Origin of the sequence: Mesorhizobium sp. SEMIA396 (genome assembly GCF_024518615.1) — a bacterium.
Classification (GTDB): domain Bacteria; phylum Pseudomonadota; class Alphaproteobacteria; order Rhizobiales; family Rhizobiaceae; genus Mesorhizobium.
Map to the genome: position 1 here is coordinate 660,503 of NZ_JANIFC010000001.1, position 11,739 is coordinate 672,241.

At 62.9% G+C, this 11,739-nt stretch carries 14 protein-coding genes and 1 tRNA gene; 6 read left to right on the forward strand and 9 right to left on the reverse strand.

What is annotated here, in order from left to right:
• Positions 1 to 100: 100 nt before the first annotated feature.
• The 4 genes from NP503_RS03285 to NP503_RS03300 all read left to right on the forward strand — a co-directional run bounded on the left by NP503_RS03285 (position 101) and on the right by NP503_RS03300 (position 4,721).
• Positions 101 to 718, forward strand: coding sequence for a C39 family peptidase (locus NP503_RS03285; RefSeq protein WP_127268758.1), 618 nt, complete (start codon positions 101 to 103; stop codon positions 716 to 718).
• A gap of 26 nt (positions 719 to 744) precedes the next feature.
• A complete protein-coding gene (locus NP503_RS03290) occupies positions 745 to 1,812 on the forward strand; it encodes a D-alanine--D-alanine ligase family protein (protein ID WP_127268759.1) in 1,068 nt (355 codons plus the stop codon).
• 92 nt (positions 1,813 to 1,904) lie between these two features.
• The gene (locus NP503_RS03295) at positions 1,905 to 3,926 is read left to right on the forward strand and encodes an AI-2E family transporter (RefSeq protein ID WP_372958874.1); all 2,022 of its coding nucleotides are present in this window, start codon (positions 1,905 to 1,907) and stop codon (positions 3,924 to 3,926) included.
• Positions 3,927 to 4,073: 147 nt separating this feature from the next.
• Positions 4,074 to 4,721: a glutathione S-transferase family protein gene (locus tag NP503_RS03300; protein WP_127271145.1), complete on the forward strand. Its 648-nt coding sequence runs from the start codon at positions 4,074 to 4,076 to the stop codon at positions 4,719 to 4,721.
• Positions 4,722 to 4,822: 101 nt separating this feature from the next.
• On the opposite strand, the gene NP503_RS03305 is transcribed toward NP503_RS03300, so the two are convergent.
• The 3 genes from NP503_RS03305 to NP503_RS03315 form a co-directional block, all read right to left on the reverse strand.
• Entirely contained in the window at positions 4,823 to 5,824 is a 1,002-nt protein-coding gene (locus NP503_RS03305; protein ID WP_127270568.1) for an aldo/keto reductase, read from the reverse strand.
• A gap of 129 nt (positions 5,825 to 5,953) precedes the next feature.
• Positions 5,954 to 6,142 carry a hypothetical protein gene (locus NP503_RS03310; protein ID WP_127270567.1) on the reverse strand — a complete coding sequence of 63 codons (189 nt, stop codon included), beginning with the start codon at positions 6,140 to 6,142 and terminating at the stop codon, positions 5,954 to 5,956.
• A 424-nt stretch (positions 6,143 to 6,566) separates the two neighbouring features.
• Entirely contained in the window at positions 6,567 to 7,451 is an 885-nt protein-coding gene (locus NP503_RS03315) for a LysR family transcriptional regulator (protein WP_127270566.1), read from the reverse strand.
• Positions 7,452 to 7,554: 103 nt separating this feature from the next.
• On the opposite strand from NP503_RS03315, the gene NP503_RS03320 reads away from it, so the two are divergent.
• Positions 7,555 to 8,424, forward strand: a complete 870-nt coding sequence (locus NP503_RS03320; protein WP_127271143.1) for an NmrA/HSCARG family protein — start codon at positions 7,555 to 7,557, stop codon at positions 8,422 to 8,424.
• A 103-nt stretch (positions 8,425 to 8,527) separates the two neighbouring features.
• On the opposite strand, the gene NP503_RS03325 is transcribed toward NP503_RS03320, so the two are convergent.
• Positions 8,528 to 8,845, reverse strand: a complete 318-nt coding sequence (locus tag NP503_RS03325; RefSeq protein ID WP_127269194.1) for a hypothetical protein — start codon at positions 8,843 to 8,845, stop codon at positions 8,528 to 8,530.
• Positions 8,846 to 9,125: 280 nt separating this feature from the next.
• Here NP503_RS03325 and NP503_RS03330 point away from each other — a divergent pair, with 280 nt between their 5' ends.
• On the forward strand, positions 9,126 to 9,368 hold the full coding sequence (locus tag NP503_RS03330) for a hypothetical protein (protein ID WP_127269195.1): 243 nt from the start codon (positions 9,126 to 9,128) through the stop codon (positions 9,366 to 9,368).
• A gap of 96 nt (positions 9,369 to 9,464) precedes the next feature.
• Here the strand turns inward: NP503_RS03330 and NP503_RS03335 are convergent, their stop codons facing one another.
• The 5 genes from NP503_RS03335 to NP503_RS03355 all read right to left on the reverse strand — a co-directional run bounded on the left by NP503_RS03335 (position 9,465) and on the right by NP503_RS03355 (position 11,687).
• A complete protein-coding gene (locus tag NP503_RS03335) occupies positions 9,465 to 9,671 on the reverse strand; it encodes a hypothetical protein (protein WP_127269196.1) in 207 nt (68 codons plus the stop codon).
• 196 nt (positions 9,672 to 9,867) lie between these two features.
• Entirely contained in the window at positions 9,868 to 10,053 is a 186-nt protein-coding gene (locus NP503_RS03340) for a hypothetical protein (RefSeq protein ID WP_127269197.1), read from the reverse strand.
• Between the two features lie 318 nt (positions 10,054 to 10,371).
• Positions 10,372 to 10,445, reverse strand: a tRNA-Gln gene (locus NP503_RS03345).
• A gap of 84 nt (positions 10,446 to 10,529) precedes the next feature.
• Positions 10,530 to 10,823 (reverse strand): hypothetical protein, encoded by a 294-nt coding sequence (locus NP503_RS03350; RefSeq protein ID WP_127269198.1) that lies wholly within the window; start codon positions 10,821 to 10,823, stop codon positions 10,530 to 10,532.
• Positions 10,824 to 11,204: 381 nt separating this feature from the next.
• Positions 11,205 to 11,687: a pyridoxamine 5'-phosphate oxidase family protein gene (locus NP503_RS03355; protein ID WP_127269199.1), complete on the reverse strand. Its 483-nt coding sequence runs from the start codon at positions 11,685 to 11,687 to the stop codon at positions 11,205 to 11,207.
• Between the last annotated feature and the right edge of the window lie 52 nt (positions 11,688 to 11,739).

The following is an 11,739-nucleotide window of genomic DNA, read 5'->3' on the forward strand; positions in this document are numbered from 1 at the left end:
GCGGCGGCGCACGGCTCCCCACACCTAAACGGGCCTAAGCGGCTTTTCATCCATCTCGTATCCTCGTATACGAGATGGAGCCAGCCGCCGAGGAGCCCGTATGAGTCCACTGCCTGAAACCGTGCCGTTTTTCAGCCAGTGGGAGACGCCCGACCTGACGCTGGACGTGCTCGCCGACGGCGCGGATGTTGCCCTCAGGCGCGATCCGCTGTGGCGGGGATCGGGCGCGGAAACACTCGATGAATATGCGGTCTGGGCGGCCAATATCTGCGGCATGGCGTGCCTGAAGATGATCCTGGCAAGCCGCGGCGAGATCGTGCCGACGATCGAGCTTGCCAGGCGCTGCACCTTATATGGCGGCTATGTCGTCAACGGGGGATCGATCAAGGGGCTGATCTACGCGCCCTTCGTCAGCTTCGTGAAAGAGGTTTTTGGACTCCGGGCCGAGGTGGTGACCAATGTCGCGACGGCCGAGATTCCGGCGATCATGCAGCGGACGCGCTTCTTCATCGCGTCGGTCAGCAGTTCGATCCGCTGGCCCGAGCGCGAGCCGCCCTCGAAGGGCGGTCATCTGGTGCTGGTCACGGCGGCATCCAATCAGGGTTTCCGCTTCCACAACCCGTCCGGCCATGACCCCGCCACACAGGCAGACGCAGTGTTGGCGCCGGCCGATTTCGACCGCTTCTTCGCCAATCGCGGCATTGCCGTCGCCATTTGATTTTTTTTGACAGTCGAGGGATTTCGATGACCGGTAAGACAAGAGTGGCCATCCTCTATGGCGGGCGTTCGGCCGAGCATGACGTGTCGCGCCTGTCGGCCGCCAATGTGCTGAAGGCGATCGACCGGACGCGCTACGACATCGTGCCGATCGCCATTACCAAAAGCGGCAGATGGCTGCTGCAACAACTTGATGACGCGGCAGGGGCGCCGGCATCCGAAGATGGTGCCGAGGTCGCGCTGCTGCCCGGCGGCAAGGGCCGGCTGGTCGCCGTCTCGCGGGATGGTACGCAGCCTGACCTGCCCCCCATCGACGTCGTGTTCCCGGTGCTGCACGGGCCGTTCGGCGAGGACGGCTCGGTGCAGGGCTATGCCGAGGTCGCCGATGTAGCCTATGTCGGCTGCGGCATCCTCGCGTCGGCCGCGGCCATGGACAAGGATGTCGCCAAGCGGCTGATGCGCGAGGCGGGATTGGCGGTTGCCCGCTCCGTCACCGTGCATCGAAACGGCAAGCATTCCTTCCAGGAGATTGCCGGGATGCTCGGCCTGCCGTTCTTCGCCAAGCCGGCGCGCCAGGGCTCGTCCTTCGGGGTCAGCAAGGTGAATGACAGGGATGGCTTCGAGCAGGCCATCGACACGGCTTTCCGCTACGACGGCAAAGTGTTGATCGAGGAATTCGTCGAGGGGCGCGAGATCGAGTTCTCGGTGCTGGAGCGCGCCGACGGGTCGCTGACGGTGTCGCTGCCCGGCGAGATCATTCCGGCCGGCAAGCACGGCTTCTACACCTATGAGGCCAAATATCTCGATGCCGACGGCGCGCTGGTCAAGGTGCCCGCTGATGTCCCGGCCACTGTGGCCGACAAAGCGAGGGAGATGGCGCGTCAGGCTTTTCAGGCGCTCGGCTGCGAAGCCATGGCGCGCGTCGATTTCTTCCTGCGCGCCGATGGCAGCCTGCTCGTCAACGAGGTCAACACCATTCCCGGCTTCACCGACATCTCGATGTATGCCAAGGCGCTGGCGGCGTCAGGCATCGGCTACAGCCAGACCATTGACGTGCTGATCGAGCACGCGCTGGCCAGGCATGCGGCGCGCTGATCCGATCGGTCGAGAGCGGCCGATGCGGCCCGGATCATTGCCTGTGAGCGAGGCGTATTTCATCGTTGGCTAAAGTTGCACGTCCGCTCTATATGCCCGATCATGGCATTTGGCAGGGGAGGCATCACGTGGCCAATCGTCGAAACGGCACGGCGTCTCCGGCTGACGGGCTAGGGGACGCACTTTCAGCAGCCGCGCCCCATCCGCGAACCTCTTTGCCCAATGTGGCGGCCATCGTCACGACGGTGGCCGCACTGTATTTCGGGCGCGAGGTTTTCCTGCCGATCGCGATCGCGCTGCTGCTGACCTTCGCATTGGCGCCGCTTGTCTCAGCTCTTAAAAAAATCGGCATTCCCCGGATTGCCGCCGTCATTGCCAGCGTGCTCGGCGCTTTCGCGGCGCTTGGCCTGTTCTCCTTCATCGTCGCCACGCAGGTCAGCGAACTGGCGCAGAACATCCCGGTCTACCAGACCAACATCCTGACCAAGATCCGCTCGCTCAAGGAAACCGGGGTCGGGGGCGGGATACTTGCCAGATTGAGCCAGGTGGTCGAGCGTGTCGGCCAGGAGATCGACAGGCAGGACGCCACGCTGCCGGCTGCCGCACCGGAAAAGCCTGCGCGTGAGCCGGTGCCTGTCGAGATCGTCGCCCGAGAAAGGCCGCTCCAGGTCCTGCAGAATATCGTCGGGCCGCTGATCAGCCCGCTTGGGTCGGCCGGACTGATCATCGTCGTCGTCATCTTCATGCTGCTCGAGCGGGAGGATCTGCGCGACCGCTTCATCCGGCTTGTCGGCTACGGCGACCTCCACCGCACCACCGAGGCGCTTCAGGATGCCGCCAAGCGGGTGGGCCGCTATCTCTTGATGCAATTGGTCGTCAACATCGTCTACGCCGTACCGATTGCGATCGGGCTCTGGGCCCTCGGTATTCCCAATGCGCTGCTGTGGGGGCTGCTGGCGCTGGCGCTGCGTTTCGTTCCCTATATCGGCCCGATCATCGGCATGCTTTTGCCGCTGTTCCTGGCGCTGGCCGTTGCGCCGGGCTGGTCGCTCGTGCTGTGGACCGCCGCCCTGTTCGTAGTGATGGAGCTGATCACCGGCAATATCATCGAACCCTGGCTCTACGGTTCGCGGACAGGACTGTCGCCGCTGGCGATCATCGTCGCGGCGATTTTCTGGACGTGGCTCTGGGGGCCGCTCGGGCTGATCCTGTCGACACCGCTCACCGTCTGCCTGGTGGTGCTGGGCAGACACGTGCCGCAGTTTGAATTCCTCGACGTGCTGTTCGGCAACGAGCCCGTGCTCGAACCCCATGCGCGCCTGTACCAGCGGCTTCTGGCCGGCGATCCGGAAGAAGCCACCGACCATGCCGAGGAGATGCTGGAGGAGAAATATCTGGTCGAATTCTACGACAAGGTTGCCATTCCGGCGCTTTTGCTGGGCGAACAAGACCGTGTGCGCGGCGTCATGGGCGATTTGCAAAGGCGGCAGGTGGCGGCCAGTGCCCTGGTGCTGGTGGCCAATCTCGACGACAGCGCGCAGGAGGAGGCAGGCGAGGAGGAGGCGCCGCCCGAGGCCGCAGAGGCGAGCGACGATGGCGATCCCAACGGGGAAGACGAGACCGACCTGCCCGATGGAACGGATATGTCCGTGCTTTGCGCCGGTGGGCGTGGCGAGCTCGACGACGCCGCCGCCGCGATGCTGGCGCAGGTGCTGGAGGTCCAGGGCGCGACGGTATCGAAAGCCGGCTTTGCGGATATGGAGCCCGCCAGCATTCGCCGCCTTGAGCTCGAAACCGTCGACACTGTCGTGGTCGGATTCCTGAACCGGGATTCCGTCAAGCACGCCCGTTTTCTGGTTCGCCGGCTGAAGCGTGCCAAGGCCGCACTTCGGGTGGGAATCGTGTTCTGGTCGGAGACCGGCAGCGAGGACAAGGAGACGGCCGACAAACTGGCCCGTGACTTGAACGCGGATTTCGTGGCGCATGGCATGGTCGACGCCGTGCTGGGCGCGCTCTCAAACGAGCCGCCGGTCGCTCTCAAGCTCGTCGCCAAACGGCGCATGCGGCGACAGCGGGCCGCGTCCAAGAAGGTTACGGCGGCAGCGGCGGATTAGGCCCTGCCTTTGCCTTTTTCGGCAATGTCGGGGTCGACAAGCCAGGCACGAATTGCGGAAAATAGTTCACACCGATGTCGATTTCCGGGAGGCCCATTCGTCTTCACGATAGGGAGCCGAAGAATTCGCCCAATCAGGAACGATGCGATGACAATCACCATCACGGCATTTGAGCGATCGCCCGATCGCGGCAAGGGACTGGCGCGCGATACGCGCGTTCGCTGGGCGCTCGAAGAGGTAGGGCTGCCTTATGAGGTTCGGTTTGTTTCCTTCGCGCAGATGAAGGCGCCGGACCATCTGGCCCTCCATCCCTTCGGCCAGATCCCCACCTACGAGGAGGGTTCTCTCTCACTGTTCGAGACCGGCTCGATCATCCTTCACCTTGCCGAGCAGCACGCGGGCCTGCTGCCCGGCGATCGCGATGCCCGCGCGCGTGCGATCACGTGGATGTTTGCCGCACTTAACACAGTCGAGCCGCCGATCCTCGAATTAACGACGGCAAAGATATTCGAAGCTGACAAGCCCTGGAGCGAGGAGCGTTTGCCATTGGTGAAGGATCGTGTTCGCGCCTGTCTCGACAGGCTCTCGGCTCGTCTGGACGCCGCCGAGTGGCTCGACGATGCATTCAGCGCGGGCGATCTGTTGATGGTATCGGTGCTGCTGCGACTAAGAATGTCGGGCATTTTGGACGAATATCAAAACCTTGCTGCATATGTAGCGCGCGGTGAAGCTCGGCCTGCTTACATCAGGGCTTTCGCCGCGCAATTTGCGATCAACGCTCCACCGGCCAGCTGAAACATTGGCTGATAAAGCCGAGCCGACAGCCGATTTGACATCAGCTGCCGCCGAAGAGTTGAGCGAGAGCATTGCCCTCAGAGCGAGACGGGCGGCGCCCCCTACCGGTCGACCATCGCCATGCCCCGCTCGGTGTAGCGCGGGCCGGAGATTTTCCCCGGCGCAAGCGCTTCGTCGAGCGCGGCCATCTCGGCGGCATCGAGTTTGATCGCGGCGGCGGCGACGTTCTCTCCCAAGTATTTTGTGCGCTTGGTGCCGGGGATCGGCACGATGTCGATGCCAAAGCCGTCGCCCTTCGCCAGCAGCCATGCCAGCGCGACCTGGCCGGGCTTGACGCCGCGGGCAGCGGCGATGTCGCTCACCTTGGCGGCCGCCTCGACATTGGCGCCGTAGTTTTCGCCCTGGTAGCGCGGGTCGTTGCGGCGATAATCGCCGTCGGGATAGTCTTCCGCGCGCTTGACCTGGCCGGTGAGAAAACCTCGGCCGAGCGGCGAGAACGGCACCAGGCCGATGCCGAGTTCGCCAAGCAGCGGGATGATCTCCGGCTCCAGATTGCGCTCCCACAGCGAATACTCGCTCTGCACCGCTGACACCGGGTGCGCGGCATGCGCCCGGCGGATGTTGGCCGCGCCGGCCTCCGACAGGCCGAAGAAGCGCACCTTGCCTTGCGCGACGAGTTCGCCGACGGCGCCCGCGACATCCTCCATCGGCACCGCCGGGTCGACGCGGTGCTGGTAGAGCAGGTCGATATGGTCGGTTCCGAGGCGGCCGAGCGAGGCTTCCACGACCTCACGAATATGCTCGGGCCGGCTGTCGGTTCCAGCCTGCTTGCCGTTTTCGATGCGGAAGCCGAATTTGGTGGCGATCGTCACCTGGCCGCGCTTGCCCTTCAACGCCCGGCCGAGCAATGCCTCGTTGGTATACGGGCCATAGACCTCGGCGGTGTCGAGGAAGGTGCAGCCGAGTTCGATGGCGCGGTGCAGCGTGGCGATGGATTCGGCCTCGTCGGCCGGGCCGTAGGACTGGCTCATGCCCATGCAGCCGAGGCCGATGGCCGAGACCTGCAGCCCCTGGCTGCCGAGCTTGCGTGTTTTCAGGGTCATGGCAGGCGTTCTCCGGGAAGGTCCAGGAATTATAGCAGCCGATCGCTCAATTCCCACAGGGTGTTCGGCCGCATGTCGATGGCTTGAAGACGACGCGGCCGCCCCATGGCTGCTCACCATGCGGCGGCGCTATTCTTCGACGGCCAGGATCACTCCGGCAATCGCGGCGCCGACAAAAGCGCCCACGGATGCGCCGACAAGGAGATCGGCTGTGATATGGTTGCCGACCACTTCGCCGACACCGCCTCCAACCAATGTGCCGGCAATTATACCGATGAAAAGGCGGAGAAGTGGATCCGTAGTCAGGCGATTCAGCATCATGATGGCCTTTGCAGCTCGCTCACATGTTGGAGGCGACATCGCGGGTGGACGGAGGCTTGGGCCTATGAGCGGCACGCTGGTTTGACGCCTGCGGCGCAACGCTGGGCGTGGCTTTGGCATTCCCAGCGGTGTTGGACGCTTGCGCCTTGCGGCGCCTGAGCCAGTTGGATGACAGTTCGGCAAGGAGACTGCGCAGAGCCTTCACCACGTCCTCCTGAGTGCGGCGAGGCCAAAACCTCTATGCACCCAGTTTGTTCCACACCGAAAACAATCGTTCGCGAAACGGCGCCTGCCGGCGCGATCGGCCTGTTTGCCGGGTTCTGTCGAGGAGTGGATCGGAGGTCGCGGCATGTTCTGCCAAGCAGGCTGGCAGGTGACGTGACGCTGCCCAGGCTCCCAGTGCGCTGAAAGCGGCCGGGCATCACCTGCCGATATAGGCGGCCAGTTCGTCCGGCGTCCCGTTCGGGAAGGCCTGTTTCAGAAAGTCCAGGAAAGCCGACACGCGCGGGCTGAGCAGCCGCCGGGACGGGTAGAGCGTCCACAGAGCGATCTCAGGGCCGTCAATGTCTCCCCAATTCACCAGTGTGCCGTCAGCCAAATCGTGGGCCACCAACGAAATGGGAAGACGTGCTGCCCCGACCCCCGCTCGCACCGCATCGCGCACCATAATGAGCGTTCCCAAAGCGAGGACCGGCTCGATTTTTATCGCCGACCGGCCAGCCTCTGTCTTCACGTGCCATATTTGCCGTTCGCCTGTCCCGCGCGCAACGCCAGGGGCCGGACCACCGGTGCGAGGAAGGTCAGGGCTCGCCACGACGACCAGCCGGTCGCGGAGAAACGCCCGTCCGACCAGGCTTTCGTCGGGATCCGGGTTGACCCGGATTACCAGGTCGTAGCCTTCCTCGATCATGTCCACAGCCCGGTCCTCCGTCGTGACCTCCAGCCTCACCTCCGGAAATTTGAGGGCAAATCCCGCGGCGATCCTCCCCATCGCGGTCTGAGAAAAAAGCAGGGGCGCGCTGATACGCAATCTGCCCTTGGGTCTTTGACCGCCCGAGGCGATCGCCGCGGCCGTCTCGTCCAGTTCGGCAAGCAACGCCCCCGTCCGCTCGAAAAGCGCCCGTCCTTCCTCGGTGAGCTTCAGGTTACGCGCACCCCGTTCAAACAGGCGCAGGTCAAGGCTGCTCTCCAAGTCTCCAACCCGCCGGGACAGCGTTGCCTTGGGCCGGCCGGTGGCCCTTGCCGCTTTGCCGAAACCGCCATGGCGGGCAACGAGGTTGAAATCGGTCAGGGCCAGAAGATCCATGAGTGTTCCACCAGTGAGACGGTACGTCTAAAATTTTCGCCTATTTGAATGTTTGTGAGCCACACATATTGGGCCTGTCAAGCAACCCAACAGGAGAAATTCCATGACCATCCTCGTTACCGGCGCCACAGGCAATGTTGGCCGCCAAGTCGTCGAGCACCTCGTCAAGCGCGGCGCCGACGTCCGTGCTCTCGTCCGCGACCCGTCGAAAGCCAGCTTCCCGGCGGGCGTATCGGTCGCGCAAGGCGACTTCCTCGATGTCGATTCGCTGCGCAAAGCCATGTCCGGTGTTTCCACCCTGTTCCTCTTGAACGCGGTGGTGCCGGACGAATTCACCCAGGCTTTGGTCGCCTTGAACGTCGCCCGATCGGCGGGCATCGAGCGGATTGTCTATCTCTCGGTGATCCATGCCGACGTCTATGTGAACGTGCCGCATTTCGCCGGCAAGTTCGGCGTCGAGCGAATGATCGAGCAGATGGGCTTCAAGGCTACGATCCTGCGTCCGGCCTATTTCATCCAGAACGACCTGATGATCGAAGACGTGATCACCGGCTACGGCACCTACACGATGCCGATCGGCGTCAAGGGTCTCGCCATGATCGATGTGCGTGATATCGCCGAGATCGCCGCTCTCGAGTTGCTGCGTCGCGAACGGTCCGCAGAGCCGCTTGCGCTCGAGCGGATCAATCTCGTCGGTCCGCAGACACTGACGGGAACGGATATCGCGGCCATCTGGTCCGACGTGCTCGCCCGCCCGATCAGCTACGGCGGCGACAACACCGAAGGTTTCGAGCAGAATCTCAAGCAGTTCCTGCCTGCCTGGATGGCGTACGATATGCGCTTGATGGGCGAACGGTTCCTGACCGACGGCATGCTGCCCGAGGCCGGCGACGTCGAGCGCCTGACCGCGCTTCTCGGCCGCCCGTTGCGTCCCTATCGCGACTTCGCCTCACAAATCGCCGGCTCCGCCTGAGGAACTGCTCTGGTCATCACCAAGGTACGGAAACAGCAGGGCGGCCCTTTGAGGAGGCCGCCTTGACTGGCACGGGACAAATGCGCGTTCAGCCGGAATTGCCTTACTGCAGGGTGGCCTCACCAGGTCTGTCGAGTTGGGCGTTGACGCGCTCACCATCGTCGCCACCGAGGCCATCCACGAACAGACCAGCTACGCCGTCGAAATTGGTGAGCCCGTCGAATTCAATTGCCGCGCCAATCAGCTGGGCTGCCTGGAAGACAAGGTATTCGACGTCCTCGAGGGCGACGTTTTCGGCCAGATTCCTGACCCTTACATGCTCCGCCACCGCCGTGATGCTGACGATGCCGGTCTTCCTGAAGGCGACCTGGACTGCTGAACGGACGTCATCGCGTAGTCGCGCCGAGTAATCATACCGCATCGAAACCTCCCAAGGGGACCGGTTTTCGTTGAGGTTGCACAATGCGGCAGAGGCTTCGTCTTGGCAAGTCACGAATTAAAAAATATCTAAACAAATCAGGTAGTTACAATAGTTATGCAAGTGTGCGCCTTACGCCGAATACCCATGAGACTCATCTTGAGCATGAGAAGCAGTTCACCCATCGCGAGGTCTTGACGCGCTAGGAGCGGCTTCCTAATTATGCGGTAAGTGAGTTGAATACTCATTCTACGTATTTGTGGTGCTGAGCGAGGGAAGCGCGATGACTGAACTGGAACGCCCGGAACGGTTGCAGATCATGCTGACGTCAGACGAACTGGCGGCGCTGGAAAACTGGCGCTTCGACAAGCGCATGCCGAGCCGTTCGGCCGCCGTGAGGGAATTGCTGCGGCGCGGTCTTGCCTCGGATGGCTTCCTGACGGCGGAGCAAGGGACGAAGTCGCAAGACTTCGGCATCCTGCCAACCGCCGGCGGCAACGGCATTTCCGACGGCGGCAAGGAGTAGGGCGGTTCACCGTGCCTGAGCCGCCCTGGTCCCGCAGGCCGGTCGGCGGTTGCCGCGACGCGGCGCCGGCTGGCGTACCGGGACGAGACTCTCGGTTCAGAGGATATTGGTCGTCACTTCGACGATTATCGCGGCACCTTCCAGGCTGCCATTGGTGACGTGCACGACGCGCGATACCCGCAGATCCTGCGTGGTTCCGTCGATCGACAGCGCAACACTTTCGCCGATCCGGGGAACCGCCTGGAAAACGGCGTCCGTGGCCTCCGGCCGGTTGTCGATCGATAAGCGGCAGTTGACGGTCATGAGATGTCTCCTGTGTCGGCCCGGTGGTCAACGCAGGGTCCGCGAAATGGTTTCAGGAGCCGGATGCAACTTAACGGCGCCCGGATTCGTAAAGCAGTAATTGCTCCATCGTTCATCGTAACGGAGCAACAGCTCGCTGGGGAGGGCGTTGGGGCTGCCCCGGCGAGCTTGATCCGATTTGCCCAGGGGCGTTGCGTCACCGAGGTATGGAGACGAGTTCCGGAGCCCGCAATTCCCCGGCTATCCTTGCCGCCTGGAAGATTGTCATCAAAACCAGGATGGGCTCACCCTCGGTCGGGTTGATGGTCAGGACGACGCGGCCGAGCTCGTCGCTCATGCCGCAAGACCAGTCCTTCACGGCTATCACCTTTCGGACGGCCATATGCCTTCTCCTGCACGGAAGGTTCTCCGCGGGCTACGCCGTCTGGAGTTGGTCGACAGAACCTTCGCCTGACATTGCAACCAGCCGAAATGCGGCAAATGCGGCCAATATTATGAAAACCGCCGTGACGTTCAGGGACATCGTCGATGCAAGGACGCCCCCGTCAAAGCAACTCAGTTCCATGGCGCTGCACCCCTTGAAGCCACTGACGGTCCGGATGATGATCCTGCTTGGGGCGAAATACAAGCGTTCGCTAATACGCTGATGCCGGCTGGCCAGCCCTGCGCGCAGCTTTTGAACAGCCGAACGCTTGGTTGCTGGTTCCCGCTCAAGGGCTCGAACCTCGATTCACGCCTTCAAAGGGCGCTGTCCTACCATTAGACGAAGCGGGAAAATGCACGTTGCGCCCCACCCCTAGCCGGTTCGCGCGCCGGGATCAACGCACGGGGGCGGCAAAGCCGATTGGAAGCGCGGTGTCAGTCCGGAAAGTTGGTGACAGGTTCCTCGCAGCGGTAGACCGGGCAGCTGCCGTCGCGGGTCGGGACACAGGCCGACATCGGCACCTCCGGCCAGTCGCATTCGTTGCCGAACTGCCTGACATAGCGGTCATAGGTGTTGGGTCCGGTGGTCAGCACCACGGCATGATGGCTTTGGAGCAGTTGCCGGAGTTGGTCGCAACTCATCGTGCGGGTGTCGGGCCTGGCTTCGGCAAGGCCGGTCGCGGCCAGCAGGATCGCTGCCGTCATCAAGGCAATTCGGTGCATCGGCATGGCTATTCCCTCGAATGGAAGTATCGGCCGAAACTCGCATCCCGGCGGGTGGTTCCGCAACCGCCGGCTGGCCGTCTGTGGCGGCGCAACCAAATGGTTCGTCGCGCATTGCTGGGGATGGATGGGAGGAAGCCCTACGAGACCCCGCAATGGCGGCCCGGAAACGGGGACCGCGAGGCCATGTGCTGTTCTTTCTGCGGCGGGCGCGACCACAGCTATGAGGACTGTCCGCAAAGGGATACTGACGCCGATCCAGTGCCGAATGCCCCTGACCCTCCCAAGCCAGACTGATCCGCGCCGGTATGCCGCCAGCAATATGTCAAATGCGACCCGCCGGCATTCGTACATCTGACTGATGTCGTGATTTTCAACGCCGTCCGGCTACATCCTGACCTTACCGGTGTCACCGATTTCCGGGCGGCTGTCGCTGACCGTTGCGGCCAGCATCTTCACATAGCTGACCACGGTGCCGGGGCTGTCCCAATACTGGGCGTCCTTCGGCGTCACCTTAAGCACGCGGATCGAAGGATCATCGGCACTGTCCCACCAGGCCTTGGCCGGGGTCGACCACAACTCCCTGATCTTGGCGCGGTCGTTCGAAACCGCCGCCAGACCGCTGACGGAAACATATTTCTGGCCGCCTGAATCGGCGAAGGCGAGACCGACATTGGGCTCGGCTTCGATCTCGTCATCCTTGTGACTGTCGACATCGGTGAGGAAGTAGACGGCGTTTTCGTCGCGCACCACATGCGCCGCCATCGGTCGCGAGCGGATGTCATCGCCTTCGCGAGTGGCGAGCATACAGAAGCCGATCCTGTCCATCAGTTTCCAGACCCGGTCGAGATCGCTGTTGCCGTCGCTCATTGTGTGCCTCCTTATTGAGCCGTCCATGGGGGTGTCGGGTGCAACTCGCGCA